11 protein-coding genes and 1 pseudogene are annotated in these 13,918 nt (G+C 38.6%); 5 read left to right on the forward strand and 7 right to left on the reverse strand.

Going from position 1 to position 13,918, the window contains the following annotated elements:
- Positions 1-126 precede the first annotated feature (126 nt).
- The 3 genes from pflB (at position 127) to pflA (ending at position 3,345) form a co-directional block, all read left to right on the forward strand.
- A complete protein-coding gene (gene pflB, locus KHY58_RS08935) occupies positions 127-2,244 on the forward strand; it encodes a formate C-acetyltransferase (protein ID WP_278473118.1) in 2,118 nt (705 codons plus the stop codon).
- Positions 2,245-2,319: 75 nt separating this feature from the next.
- Positions 2,320-2,556, forward strand: a complete 237-nt coding sequence (gene grcA3, locus KHY58_RS08940; protein ID WP_004693956.1) for an autonomous glycyl radical cofactor GrcA3 — start codon at positions 2,320-2,322, stop codon at positions 2,554-2,556.
- A 12-nt stretch (positions 2,557-2,568) separates the two neighbouring features.
- Positions 2,569-3,345 carry a pyruvate formate-lyase-activating protein gene (gene pflA, locus KHY58_RS08945; protein WP_004693958.1) on the forward strand — a complete coding sequence of 259 codons (777 nt, stop codon included), beginning with the start codon at positions 2,569-2,571 and terminating at the stop codon, positions 3,343-3,345.
- 119 nt (positions 3,346-3,464) lie between these two features.
- Here the strand turns inward: pflA and KHY58_RS08950 are convergent, their stop codons facing one another.
- Positions 3,465-5,360: a heavy metal translocating P-type ATPase gene (locus KHY58_RS08950; protein ID WP_012863834.1), complete on the reverse strand. Its 1,896-nt coding sequence runs from the start codon at positions 5,358-5,360 to the stop codon at positions 3,465-3,467.
- 200 nt (positions 5,361-5,560) lie between these two features.
- Here KHY58_RS08950 and KHY58_RS08955 point away from each other — a divergent pair, with 200 nt between their 5' ends.
- Positions 5,561-6,124: a TetR/AcrR family transcriptional regulator gene (locus KHY58_RS08955; RefSeq protein ID WP_278473120.1), complete on the forward strand. Its 564-nt coding sequence runs from the start codon at positions 5,561-5,563 to the stop codon at positions 6,122-6,124.
- A gap of 33 nt (positions 6,125-6,157) precedes the next feature.
- Here the strand turns inward: KHY58_RS08955 and KHY58_RS10040 are convergent.
- The 4 genes and pseudogenes from KHY58_RS10040 to KHY58_RS08990 form a co-directional block, all read right to left on the reverse strand.
- Positions 6,158-7,481 (reverse strand): annotated as a pseudogene (locus KHY58_RS10040) (ISL3 family transposase).
- Between the two features lie 159 nt (positions 7,482-7,640).
- Positions 7,641-9,281 (reverse strand): mercury(II) reductase, encoded by a 1,641-nt coding sequence (merA, locus tag KHY58_RS08980; RefSeq protein ID WP_001031935.1) that lies wholly within the window; start codon positions 9,279-9,281, stop codon positions 7,641-7,643.
- Between the two features lie 28 nt (positions 9,282-9,309).
- The gene (merR, locus tag KHY58_RS08985) at positions 9,310-9,702 is read right to left on the reverse strand and encodes an Hg(II)-responsive transcriptional regulator (protein ID WP_001863748.1); all 393 of its coding nucleotides are present in this window, start codon (positions 9,700-9,702) and stop codon (positions 9,310-9,312) included.
- Positions 9,703-9,937: 235 nt separating this feature from the next.
- Positions 9,938-10,888, reverse strand: a complete 951-nt coding sequence (locus KHY58_RS08990) for a 2-hydroxyacid dehydrogenase (protein ID WP_278473144.1) — start codon at positions 10,886-10,888, stop codon at positions 9,938-9,940.
- A 359-nt stretch (positions 10,889-11,247) separates the two neighbouring features.
- Between KHY58_RS08990 and alr the strand changes: the two genes are divergently transcribed.
- The gene (gene alr / locus KHY58_RS08995; protein ID WP_004693964.1) at positions 11,248-12,360 is read left to right on the forward strand and encodes an alanine racemase; all 1,113 of its coding nucleotides are present in this window, start codon (positions 11,248-11,250) and stop codon (positions 12,358-12,360) included.
- Positions 12,361-12,776: 416 nt separating this feature from the next.
- Here the strand turns inward: alr and KHY58_RS09000 are convergent, their stop codons facing one another.
- Entirely contained in the window at positions 12,777-13,055 is a 279-nt protein-coding gene (locus KHY58_RS09000; protein ID WP_004693966.1) for a PepSY domain-containing protein, read from the reverse strand.
- A 158-nt stretch (positions 13,056-13,213) separates the two neighbouring features.
- Positions 13,214-13,834 (reverse strand): hypothetical protein, encoded by a 621-nt coding sequence (locus KHY58_RS09005; RefSeq protein WP_004693968.1) that lies wholly within the window; start codon positions 13,832-13,834, stop codon positions 13,214-13,216.
- Positions 13,835-13,918 lie beyond the last annotated feature (84 nt).

A 13,918-nucleotide genomic window follows, 5' to 3' on the forward strand; every position in this document is an offset into this window, starting at 1 on the left:
GATACTTCACAAAATCGCATAGTATGTATTGAAAATCTATATCATTTATTCATTGTGGAATTGTTACAAACATTGTACACTATAGGCATAGAAATCTATAGTTATATCCTTTTATGGAGGTGCAAAATGCAACATACTGCATGGAAAGATTTTAACACAGGTGTGTGGGATAAAGCCGTTGATGTACGCAACTTTATTCAAAGAAACTATATTCCCTATGAAGGGGACGATTCCTTCCTTGCTGGTCCTACAGAACGAACAACAAAATTGTGGGAACAAGTAATGAAGCTTTATGAAGAAGAACGTGAAAAAGGCGGCATGCTCGATGCTGATACTTCTGTGGCCACACACATTACTGCCCATGCGCCAGGATATATCGACAAAGAACTTGAAACAATCGTTGGTTTGCAAACTGACAAACCTTTAAAACGCGCTATGTTCCCATATGGTGGCTTGCGCACAGCAAAATCCGCTATCGAAGAATACGGCTTCAAAATGGATCCGCAAACAGAGGACTTCTTCAAGAAACATCGCAAAACTCACAATGATGGCGTATTTGATGTATATACTCCAGAAATGCGAGCTGCACGTACCGCTCACATTGTAACTGGTTTGCCAGATGCGTACAGCCGCGGTCGTATTATCGGTGACTATCGTCGTATCGCTCTTTACGGTGTTGATTATCTCATTGAAGATAAAAAAGAACAATTTAGCATTACAATGGGTGACATGCTAGAAGATGTTATTCGCGACCGTGAGGAAATACAAGATCAAATCCGTTCTTTGAAAGAATTGAAAGAGATGGCAGCGTCCTATGGCTATGATATTTCCAAACCAGCTAAGGATGTTCGTGAAGCTATGCAATGGATTTACTTCGGCTATCTTGGTGCCATTAAAGAGCAAAACGGTGCTGCTATGTCCATTGGCCGTAACTCCACATTCCTCGATATCTATGCTGAACGAGACCTTCGCAACGGCACATACACAGAAGAGCAAATTCAAGAATTCGTAGACCATTTCATTATGAAATTGCGCATGGTTCGCTTCGCACGTATCCACGAATACAACAATTTGTTCACAGGTGACCCTGTTTGGACCACTGAATCCATCGGTGGTATGGGTACTGACGGCCGTACATTGGTGTCCAAGATGTCCTTCCGTTACCTACATACATTGACTAACCTTGGTCCTGCTCCAGAACCAAACCTCACTGTATTATGGTCCCCTCGCATGCCGATCGGCTTCCGCCGTTTCTGTGCGAAATTATCCATTGAAACATCTTCCATTCAATACGAGAATGACGAATTGATGCGTCCTAACTCTGGTGATGACTACGCAATCGCATGTTGCGTATCCCCAATGCGTATTGGTAAAGAAATGCAATTCTTCGGTGCTCGTTCCAACTTGGCTAAATGCTTGCTTTACGCTATCAACGGTGGTGTTGACGAAAAGTTGAAGAAACAAATTGGTCCTAAATACCGCCCTATCACTTCCGAATACTTAGAATTCGACGAAGTATGGGAAAAATTCGACGACATGATGGAATGGTTGGCAGGCGTATATGTAAATGCATTAAACATCATTCACTACATGCACGATAAATATGCTTATGAAAAACTAGAAATGGCCTTGCATGACCGCAAGGTAACTCGTTGGTTTGCAACTGGTATCGCTGGTTTATCCGTAGTAGCAGACTCCTTATCCGCTATTAAATATGCTAAAGTAAAACCTATTCGTGATGAAAATGGCATCGCTATTGATTTCGAAATCGAAGGCGACTTCCCTAAATATGGTAACGATGATGACCGTGTAGATGGCTTGGCAGCAAAAGTTGTTTCCACATTTATGAACAAAATTCGTAAACATCCTACATATCGTCAATCCGTTCCTACTATGAGCTTGTTAACAATTACTTCCAACGTAGTATATGGTACTGCTACAGGTTCTACTCCGGACGGCCGTAAAGCTGGCGAAGCTTTCGCTCCTGGCGCGAACCCAATGCACGGTCGTGATTCTCACGGTGCCGTATCTTCATTGGCATCCGTAGCTAAAATGCCATGGCGTGATTGCTCCGATGGTATTTCTAATACCTTCTCTATCATTCCGGACGCATTAGGTAAATCTGGTGAAACATTTGTTTCCGTTAGCGATTTTGATATTGAGTTAGACCCTTCTCAATTGCCTAACAGCAATACAAACTTCGCATGCAGCGAACCAAATGTTACTATAGAGGAAGATAAGTAAAATCTTCCACAGTATCGAACTGCTTTCACCGGCATCGATACGCGTGTTAGTCTTGGTTGAAAGGAGGTTATACCCATGAGCAACCAACAAGTTGATAACTTGGTAGAGTTATTGGATGGTTATTCCCAAAAGGGCGGCCATCATTTGAACGTTAACGTGTTTACTCGTGAAACATTGTTAGACGCTCAAAAACATCCTGAGTTGTACCCTCAATTGACGATTCGTGTATCCGGTTATGCGGTGCACTTCAACAAATTGACAAAACAACAACAGGACGAAGTTATTTCCCGTACATTCCATCAACGTATCTAATCGAGGTTTCCTATGACTGGACGTATTCATTCGGTTGAAACGATGGGTACGGTTGATGGTCCAGGCATGCGCATGGTGGTATTTCTTCAAGGATGCCCCATGCGCTGTGCTTATTGCCATAATCCTGATACATGGGATGAAACTAGCGATAATGCTAAATTCATGACCGTAAAGGAATTATGGGACCAGTACGAACGTAACCGCCAATTTTATACTAATGGTGGTATCACCGTCACAGGTGGGGAAGCTCTTATGCAAATCGACTTTGTTATTGAGCTTTTCACATATTTCCGTGAAAGAAACGTCCATACCTGTTTAGATACAAGTGGAATTTGTTTTGACCCCCACCAAGAGGTGGCATACCGTAAATTACTCAGTGTAACTAGTCTCGTCATCCTAGACATTAAGGAAATCGATCCAGCCAAGCATTTATGGTTAACGGGTAAACCGTTAGAGCCCATTCTCGGGTTTGCTCGATTGACGGCAGACGTGGAAGTTCCGATTTGGGTTCGTCACGTAGTAGTCCCTACGATTACAGATAATGCCGATCGTCACTATCGTCTAGGCTTTTTCCTAGGATCTCTGAAAAATTTACAAGCCGTTGATTGCTTACCTTATCACGTTATGGGTATTGCTAAATATAAGGAGTTAGGTATTCCCTATCGCCTAGAGGGCATCCCAGCTGCAACGAAAGATATTGCAGCTAAAGCGACAAGAACCGTGGTGGAAGGCATCAAGGCCTATAGACGCCATTGGTGGAGTCCCATCAAAACACAACATCAATCATAATCAAGTTTGAGGATAACTACCTCCCTTGATATATATAAATATATATACCAAGACTTGATCTATGATAGCCCTAATCAATAGAGCCGCCCCCATACAACCGGGGACGGCTCTTATTGCATTTAAATAAACTTTCTATCATACAAACGGGCAGCGATGAGGACCACTAAACAAGATCCCACATTATGCACTAATGCACCTGTAGTAGGCGTCAAAACCTCAAGCAATGAGAGAATAATAGCGATACAATTAATGACCATTGATAAAGCAATACTAAATTTTATAGTTTTAATCGTAGCATCTGATAATCGTTTAATATAAGGAATTTTACTAAGGTCATCACTCATCAAAGCAATGTCTGCTGTTTCTATGGCAATATCACTACCAATAGTCCCCATTGCAATACTCACATCAGCAGTCTTCATAGCCGGTGCATCGTTAATTCCATCGCCAACCATACAAACCTTATGATGTTTCCCTTGCAATGATTCGATAATACTTACTTTTTCTCCTGGTAAAAGCTCCGCATGTATTTCGGAAACGCCAGATTTCTTTCCAATATATGTAGCTGCTTCTTTACTATCACCAGTAAGTAATACTGTTGTCATATCTAAGCTTGAGATAGCAGATATCATATTTATCGCATCATTTCGCATTGTATCAGATAATGTAATGATACCTATAATATGCTCTTTATCTGCAATAATGACAGATACCTTTCCTTCACTTCGATATACATTAATGGCTTTTTGAATAGAATCACATACAATAATATTATGCTCTTCAAGAAATCGTTCATTTCCACAATATAATTCCCGACCTTTTATTACGGCTATAATCCCTTTACCTACAGACATCGTAAATGAAGTAGTATCAAGTATTTCTAAATCTTGCTCTATGGCATGAGAAACGATAGCCTTGCCAATAGGATGTTCGCTCTTAGCCTCTACAGATGCAGCTAATTGAAGAATATCAATCTCACTATAATCTGTATCAACGGCTAAAATAGATTGAACTGATAACTGACCACGTGTTAATGTGCCGGTTTTATCAAATGCCATGGTATCTACTTTTCCCATAGTTTCAAGAATTTCACCAGATTTAATAATAACGCCATGTTTAGTAGCTTGACCAATAGCGGCCATAACCGCAGTAGGTGTAGCAAGCACCAATGCACAAGGACAAAACACAACCAACACAGTAACACCGACGATGATATTACCAGTTACTAAATAGCCTATACATGCAATCATCAATGCAATAGGAACCAATCGACTAGCAACAATATCAGCTATACGCTGAATCGGAGCCTGTTTCTGTTCCGCATTTTTAATAAGTTGAATCATTTTTTGAATAGAACTATCTTCGCCCACTTTGGTAGCTATAATATCTATGGCACCAAAACAGTTAATCGTTCCGCCAAATACATCATCATCAATTGTTTTATCAACAGGAATAGACTCTCCTGTCATAATAGATTGATCTACCGTTGTTTCACCATTAATAATGCGTCCATCTACAGGCATCGTTTCGCCCGGAAGGATTCGTAAATAATCACCACTTTGTATAGACTCTACAGGAACCATCATTTCTTTGTTATCTTGTATTTTACGACCCTTAACAGGTGCTAATGAAATTAACTTCTTTAACCCTTTTTTTGCTCGCTCCGTAGTTGCTTCTTCAAGGAGAGCGCCTAAAGCCATAATAAAGGCGACCTCACCAGCCGCAAATATATCTCCAATAGCAATGGCCGCAAACATAGCCATGGAAATCAATAAAGCTGACGAGATTTTACTAATCCCCTTATTATATATAATCCTTCGTATAGATAAATATACAAGAGGAAAACCACAAATAATAACGGTAATCCAGGAAGGTTCAAAAGGGATTATATTTTGAAATAGTCTCTGTCCACAAAACTCTTCTATCAAATGCGGAATTCCATCAAGCAGTAAAAATAGCCCCGCTAAAATCGTCATATATAAACCAGATAATATATCATGTATTCGATGTACCATACAACAATCCCCTTATCAGACTTTCACTACCAATATGAATTGAATTATGACTACACTTACAGTACAATAATTACGATAGCGAACACCTTGTTCACTTTAATTGTATCAACCTATGGTTTTAATACAATATATAAAACATCTCATATGTTCATTACGGAACATATACGCTATTCTGTACTAAAAGAATGACAGGAGTTAATATGGATCGTAGGCAGAAAAAAACTCGTAAAGCCATATTTATAGCTTTTAACAAATTATTATCTAATAAGGCGTATGATAAAATCACCGTTCAAGAAATCATTAGTGCCGCAGACATTGGCCGCACCACCTTTTATGCTCATTTCGACACAAAAGAAGCATTGCTAGAAGCACTCTGCGAAGACTTATTTTTACATATAAAAGATAGTATTAATCACTTACCGCATGCTCATGGGCTGTATCAACAAAGTATTCATCCTGTTTCGGTATTTGGTCATTTATTACAACATTTGCAACAAAACGAAAATAAGATCCTTGAGTTACTAGCTAGTGATAATAACGAAATCTTTTTGCGCTATTTTAGAGATCATCTAAATGAGTTGGTACAAGGATATTTCATCAATCAAGACCGTAAAGCAAATACAAATCTACCGGATGACTTTATTATCAATCATATTTCAGGTAGTTTTGTCGAAATGGTGTTATGGTGGGTAAAAAACGGCATGAAAGAATCACCTACAAAATTAGACAATTACTTTCATGCCGTTATAGAACCTATTATATAATTAGGGTATTCGGATTTTATGGTGGAAAAGGGCTTATAAATCACCCTTCTCCCAATTCTTAATAAGTGTGGAAAAATCGACACCTAAGTTGTCTGTAATGTCGTGATCATTCACTTCATACCAATTGAAAGTATCGTATAACATAGCTTTATTGAAAGCACTTGAATTAAATCGTGGCTTACGCTTTTTATGGAGCTTCTCATTGAAAAGGATTTTGGCTCGTAAGGCATCAAACGAGTAACCTCTACCCATTCGCTCTACCTGCCTAATAATGCTGTTAATTGACTCCGTATAAGCATTAGTGAGCCTTTTATCAAAGTAGTTGAATATTTCAACATGCCAGTTGTCTACGGCTCTCACGAGGTCTTTATATGCGTCTTTAGAGTTGCTGGACATACAACGGTGTCTCCATTGACTATAACGAAGATGACCTTCATCTGGATCAGGAGTATCCCATATCCAGTAAAACTCTTCTTTGAGTTCATAGGCTTCTTTTAAAGCAGGAAGATTACCTAACCAAGTATCTAAGAGGAATGATTCACGTTCATTTAGATCGTGTTTACGCTTTAGAAGGATAAACCTTTCACGCATAAGGGTACGTCTTTCTTTTTGGCTCATATGGGCTTTCAAAGACTTTCTGACGTTATCTCTAAGGCTTGATTAGCCATTCTAACTACATGAAACTTATCTACGACAACTTTAGCGTGTGGAAGGATAGTGTTCACTGCGTCTTTGTAGGGCTTCCACATATCCATTGTGACGTACTCAATGTAAGTCCTGTCACTGATTTCTGAAAGACGTTGGATGACTGTTTCCTTGTTACGGTTAGGCTTGATGTCATAAATAGTCCTGCGTTCAATATTAGTCAATACAAGCCGAGGTCTACGGATAATATGTATCTCGTCTATCCCAAGCCACTTAGGAGTTTCAAACTAGTATTCACGTTCTTTGAGTGCCACATAGTCCTTAAAAACGTTCCTAATGGTTTTCTCGTCAACACCAACGCTTTCTGCGACTTCTACAAAGGTCTTAGACATGGATTGCTCTTGAATGGACTTTAAAAGCCTTTTGGTCATACTACGCTTTTCATCTACAGATATAGGCGTTCCCAGAAGGTAGATCCGCATTTACGACACTTGTATCGTCTACGGTTCAATTGTAAGCCCACTCGCTTTAAACGAATGGGCAAATCCATAATTAGTTGATTTCTTGAACTGTGTTTGTACAACTTGTCAAAACCACATTCAGGACAACGTTCAGGTGGTCCGACTGCTTCAACTTTAAACGTCATATCGGTTTCATTTTTTTGTGGCGGTTCTATTGTTTTAATGTCTGGTAGGGATAATAAGTCTGACATATTATTCATCCTTTATTACTCAGCGGTGTTAAGGTATCAATTATAGATTTGATGTCGAAATCATCAGTGTTAAATTATTTTTGTGACCACAAATGCACTTAGAAAATCCCTTAAAGCATTAGCTGGTTCACTTGAATAGGGAGTTGTAAAAAAGTTCCCTTAGCCTGCACAACAAGATAATTTCGAAATATCTTTATCGAACGTAAGTGCAACTAATTTTAGCCCTTCAGCCATTGTTAAATATGGTGCTAGGGTTTCTGTTAAATCTTCTATCGTTAAGCCAAATTTAACAGCTAATGATGCTGCATAGATGACATCTCCTGCATTTTCAGATACAATATGAACCCCTAATACTTTTAGTGTTTCTGCATCTGCTACTAGTTTAAATACACCGGTTGTTTCACGGTTTACAATTGCTCTTGGAACAGCATCTAAAGGTAATACAGATGTCTTCACATCATACCCTTTCTCTTTTGCTTGTTCTTCTGTTAAACCAACCGTTGCAACCGTCGGATTCGTAAACGTAACAGCAGGAACTACCGATAAATCTATTTTTTTGTTTAATCCACCAATAGCATTATCAGTAATAATTCCACCTTCATAGGCTGCTACATATACAAATTGTGGTCCTAAAGTCACATCTCCTGCTGCATAAATCTTTTCATTACTTGTTTGACCAAAATCATTGATCAGGATTTCATTATTTTTTCCAGTTTCAACACCTGCTGCACTTAAATTTAAAGAATCCGTATTTGGTTTTCTTCCAGTGGCAACAAGTAACTGATCTGATTCAATGACTTCTCTACTGCCATTTACTGTTACGTAAACCCTTTTTATCTCTCCACTTTGTTCAACACGCTCAAAAGTTGCCCCTTTGACAAGGTTTATACCCTGTTCAATTAACGCTTTTTCAACTGACTCTGAAATCTCAGGATCATACTCCTTTAAAAGTCGCTCACTTCTTTGCATAAGCGTTATTTCTGAACCTAAATGATGAAATAGTTGTCCAAGCTCCATTCCAATGTATCCTGAACCAATTACAGTTAATCGTTTTGGTATTTTCTTTAACTCAAGAAGTGTTGTACTAGTTAAATAGTCCATTTTTTCAAGTCCTGAAATTTGGGGCAACGAAGGCGATGCACCTGTTGCAATTAAAAAGCGTTTTGCAGATAACTTTGCCCCATTAACCTCAACCGTACTAGCATCAACGAATTTTGCTTCACCTTTAATTAAATCAAAATTATATTCATCAATTAAATCCATATATTTTTGATTCCGAAGTTCGCTCACCAATTTATCCTTTTGCGTGATTAAACTAGCTAAATCCACTTCTCCAGCGGATGTTTGTAAACCTATAAACGGATTGTCTTTTGATAAATGATTGATTTCCCCTGCCCTAAGAAGAGTTTTTGACGGAACACAGCCAATATTCACACAGGTTCCCCCAACCGTTCCACGCTCAATCATTCCAACTTTTGCACCGTATTCTATAGCTTTAATTGCCGAAGAAAAGGCAGCAGCACCAGAACCAATAATAAGAAGGTCATAATTGTCTTCATTAATTAACGCCACGTTTTCTAGTGATGATACTTCTTCAATTTCTCCGGCTTGGTAATTTGCTTCATCAATCGCCTTTATTGCACTTTCAACCTCAATATCATCGGGCAGTTCAAATACTGCTTCACCACGACGATAACTAGACTCAATATTTTTAGCACCTATCTTTTCAAGTGCTGATTCTACGTGTTTTTCACAACCCGTACAAGTCATTCCTGAAATGTTTACCTTAAATTTATTCATAAAAAAGCTCCTTTCGTTAATTAATCTCTCATGTTAATGTTTCTATTATTGGACACGAATGTAATTGCTTTTCATCTGGACATCGTTGTTTTAAGTCGTCTAACATAGTTTCAATTCGTTTTAAATCCTCTATTTGTTTTTGCACTTCCTTTTGTTTTTTAGAAACAAATTCGAACATATCTTGACAACGAACTTCATCTTTATCTACAACACCAAGTAATTTATAAATCTCGCTTAAAGAGAAACCAAGTTCCTGTATTCGTTTAATAAACCCAACACGCTTAACGTCATCATATGAATATATCCGATAACCAGCTTCCGTTCGGTGAGGTTCTTGTAATAAATTTTTTCGCTCGTAATATCTGATCGTTTCTTTATTAACTCCACATTTATCTGCAAACTCACTAATGCGATAAATCATCTTATTTCACCCCCTGAATATTATAAACCATGTACCATAGTACACGGTCAAGTAAATTGGACTATTTTATTTTTTCCCCAAAGTATCACTCGTATGTGATTGATACTTTTATATAATACTATTGATTATCCTAACATCCCACCAGAAAATCCGATTTAAACACCAGTTGTTTTTAAACTATTAAGAAAGTAATTCCACTATATATTCCGAAGACCCTATAATTATTAAAATTCTATCAAGATACAACATTGATTGGTTCACCCTTAAAGAAGGCTTGTACATTGTCACGAATGATTCCTACCAAGCGTTGACGTGTTTCAAGGCCTTTCCAACCCATGTGTGGAGTAATGATAACATTATCTAGGGTATAAAGAGGGCTATCCTCAACTGGTGGTTCTACCTCTTGTACATCGAGACCTGCACCTGCAATGCGTTTGGCTGCTAATGCTTTACAAAGGTCTGCTTCATTAATAAGAGGACCACGCCCCGTATTCACGATAACTGCATTAGGCTTCATCTTACCAATTGTTTCTTTATTAATAAGATGTTTAGTTTGGTCATTCAATGGGCAATGCAATGTAATATAATCACTATTTTCAAGTAATTCATCAAGACTTACATAACGAATGCCATCACCATCAGCCTTTGGTGTACGTGTATGCACTAAGATGTTCATACCTAGCGCTTTTGCTACTTTGATAACTTCCATACCGATATGACCAGCTCCGACAACACCTAAGGTTTTACCATTCACTTCTGTATGGCTCACTTGAAGGTATTTCGTGAAATTGCTGCGATCACCTTTAACAAGCATACCAATTTGTTGCTGCATAGTGGATGCAAAATTGAGGATCATCATGATCACTGTATGTGCTACACGCTCTGTGCTATACGCAGGAATATTGCACACAGTGATGCCCTTTTTCTTTGCTGCGTCAAGGTTAATATTATTATAGCCTGTACCGGCTTCTACGATGAGCTTTACTGTATCTGGAAATTGTGAAAGTAACTCAGCAGTAACAGAAATCTCTTTTGTTACTACTACGCGAGCACCCTGAATGCGTTCGATAAGCTCAGTATTTGTACTGTTATCATAAACCTGTACATCATTAGATAATATGGAGAAATCTAATGCATGGTCATAATTCATTTTACTTGCGTTTACCACTACTACACGTTCACTCATGAGAACCTCCTAAACAACTAAAAAAATAAGAAAAAGTTTACTCAATTACTTTTATAGATATATATCAAATATATAAAGAATTTATGCATATAAATTATACTATTATCTATAGAATTGGTACAAATATCTATAGAATCAAAAACATCATTTATATAAATAATACTATAATATATAGCCTAAATAACACATCTAACCATATTAATTAGTATTCTTTCACAATTATTGTATATAATATATGCAGAAGAGCTATAAAATTAAAAATATAACTAATTTTTCTGTATAAAACTTTCACAAAAGTATTGTGTAATTCCCCAAAAGTTATAAAATAAGAGTAATGTTATATAGAATTGAGGAATACCATGAGACCCACCTATTTGACCATAAATACAAGTCTCGTTCGCGAGAATTTGCGTAAAATTAAAGATAGTTTGCCTGAGTGGAGCACATCTACAGCTGTTATCAAGGCCAATGGCTACGGCCACGGCAGCGTTATGATGGGCCGTATTGCTGTGGAGGAAGGTTACGAATCCTTAGCCGTTGCTATTCCGGAAGAGTCTGTACCTCTTCGCAACGCAGGTATTATGGTGCCTATTTATCTATTAGGTCTCACAAGGCCACAATCTTTTGAGCTTGTGGCAGATACGAATTCCATTCCTGCTGTTTGTGAATCTACAGACTTGGAAGCACTCGATAAAGTAGCCGATAATCACGACATGATTATTCGCGTTGCTGTTGCCGTCGATACAGGCATGCATCGCATCGGTATCAAGCCTGAGGATGCCATTGAGTTTATCAAACGCATTGAGTCCTACGAAAATTTGGAAATAGATGGATTCTTCTCCCACATGAGCAATGCTGATGCGGCGGATCAATCACACGCCCATAGCCAAACGCAAAAATTTCATCACATGGTAGATGAAATACGAGCATTCCGTCCAGAAGCAGATTACCGTTTCTCCCTCGCCAACAGTGCAGGGCTCTTATCTGTCAAAGACAGTTTATTTACAGATGCTCGTCCTGGTATTATTCAATACGGTATCATGCCATCCCTTGATGTGCCAAATCGATTGGGCTTAAAACCAGTTTTATCTTTCCATAGTGAAGTTGTTCATGTACAACACATACCTGCTGGCGAAGGCATTGGATATGGATCTACCTATATCACAGCTGAGCCAATGACGATTGCTACCATTCCTGTAGGATATGCGGATGGCTATCCTCGTAGTCTATCCAATCGAGGCACCGTACTGATTCATGGCACTCGTTGCCCCGTAGTAGGTCGCATTTGTATGGACCAATTCATGGTCGCCGTTCCAGATACAATTACCGTAAAGCCAGGCGATAAGGTGGTTCTTCTAGGTTCCCAAGGTCATGAAAGCATTTCTGCACTAGAAATTGCAGCCCTTGCTTCTACAATTCCTTATGAAATCTTTTGTGGATTCTCAGAGCGCGTACCACGACAATATATCTAACCACAATATATCTAACCTATGTAAAATAAAGAAAGCCCGTATCACATGTAGAAGTCTACATGTGATACGGGCTTTCTTGCTCTCCTATACCCAGCGTGCTGTAAAGCAGTTACGTTCTTATTGTGAGAGAGAGTATATATACCAAGTATATAATCTTATGATTCGGAGGGAACCACAATTCATAAGGGGCCCTCTGAATGATAGACGGCATAGGAGAGAGTCAATGTTTATCTATCCAATCCAGAGGGCTGTGTGTAATTGTTTAATGTGTGTGTTGTTTATTGTGTGTTTTTGTGTGTTTTATGTGTTGTGTATGTGTGTGTAAGTGTACTTATGTTATGTGTGTATAGTTTTGAGTGCTTAGTGTTCGTTTTTGAAAGGGTTTACTTTACAGCGCTATAGAATAGGAGATCAACTTATTTTGCTACCGTCCCTGTTTTAGCATCCAATACAACGGATATCGGTTTATTTTGTGCATCATGGAACTCTATGGTATATAGTGATTTTCCATTTTGATTAGCAAGAGACCACGCATTAATACCAGTCGCTACCTTGCCAGACTGTACAAAAGCTGCATTAATTGCCACATGTGGAGGTATTACTGTTCCGGCATCAATAGCACTAGCTTCCATAGATGCGTCATATGCTTTAGGAGTACCATCCGTTACATTACCAGTAGCCACATCTAGAGTCATAGAATGAGCACCACTAGTATTAAAACCAGCTACTTCATAGATGGCAGTTTTACCTTGAGTTTTGAAAGATACATTTGTAATTTTGGAGTTTCCAAATTTGCTTTCGAATTGGTCAATTAAATAATTAGCACCAGCTACGAAAATACTATTTTGGTCTACTACGCCTTCTTGCTGGTTGGTTGTGCTAGGTTGTGATTTTCTACTTTTAGAGTTTTTTTTTCCTCTTTAGTAGGCTCTTCTTTATCAGCTTTTTTTTCGTCTTTCACAACTTTTACTTTAGGCGCTTTATCTACTGCAGCTTTTTTAGTATTTTTAACTTCTTTACCATGCTTCGCTACAGAATCAGATTTTTTATCACCACTGCGTACTACTCTTGGTTCACTAGGAGCTTTAGCTACAGATGCAGTTTCAATAGAAGGGACCGCTGCTGCAGGATTTTCTGTACTAGGCACTACAGTTTCTTGAGCTACTGGTGTTTTAACATCTTGTGTAGCTGTTGGAACTGGTGTAGTATTACGAACTGCTGTACCTACTTGATTAGCTTCTGCTACAGGAGCTACCGGAGTTTTAGGTGCAACTGCAGTAGTAGCCACATCTGGAGCCACCGCTACAGTAGGAACTACTGGATCAGTAACTGGTTGTGCTGGAGTCGCTGTACTCGCTGTTTCTTGCGTAACAGGCATTGGAGTTACTGGTTCAGCTGCTGTTACAGCTACAGTGGCACCAAATACACCAGCCACTGCTAAAGCAATACTACTTTTTAAAATAGATTTTTTCATATTGTCCTCCTTATTAATTCATATACATGCAACTTTACGCATGTATATTTCCAGTCAACTCAATGTCATCATGTAAGTTCCAAA

It is taken from the genome of Veillonella parvula (assembly GCF_018366295.1).
GTDB lineage: Bacteria > Bacillota > Negativicutes > Veillonellales > Veillonellaceae > Veillonella > Veillonella parvula_P.

Bases quoted from the DNA above. Each gene is read 5' to 3' on its own strand.
- KHY58_RS08950 (WP_012863834.1), bottom strand. From the start codon at position 5,360: ATGGTACATCGAATACATGATATATTATCTGGTTTATATATGACGATT.
- grcA3 (WP_004693956.1), top strand. From the start codon at position 2,320: ATGAGCAACCAACAAGTTGATAACTTGGTAGAGTTATTGGATGGTTAT.
- pflB (WP_278473118.1), top strand. From the start codon at position 127: ATGCAACATACTGCATGGAAAGATTTTAACACAGGTGTGTGGGATAAA.
- merR (WP_001863748.1), bottom strand. From the start codon at position 9,702: ATGATTTATCGCATTAGTGAGTTTGCAGATAAATGTGGAGTTAATAAA.
- pflA (WP_004693958.1), top strand. From the start codon at position 2,569: ATGACTGGACGTATTCATTCGGTTGAAACGATGGGTACGGTTGATGGT.
- KHY58_RS08990 (WP_278473144.1), bottom strand. From the start codon at position 10,888: ATGAGTGAACGTGTAGTAGTGGTAAACGCAAGTAAAATGAATTATGAC.
- alr (WP_004693964.1), top strand. From the start codon at position 11,248: ATGAGACCCACCTATTTGACCATAAATACAAGTCTCGTTCGCGAGAAT.
- KHY58_RS08955 (WP_278473120.1), top strand. From the start codon at position 5,561: ATGGATCGTAGGCAGAAAAAAACTCGTAAAGCCATATTTATAGCTTTT.
- merA (WP_001031935.1), bottom strand. From the start codon at position 9,281: ATGAATAAATTTAAGGTAAACATTTCAGGAATGACTTGTACGGGTTGT.
- KHY58_RS09005 (WP_004693968.1), bottom strand. From the start codon at position 13,834: ATGAAAAAATCTATTTTAAAAAGTAGTATTGCTTTAGCAGTGGCTGGT.
- KHY58_RS09000 (WP_004693966.1), bottom strand. From the start codon at position 13,055: ATGACTCTAGATGTGGCTACTGGTAATGTAACGGATGGTACTCCTAAA.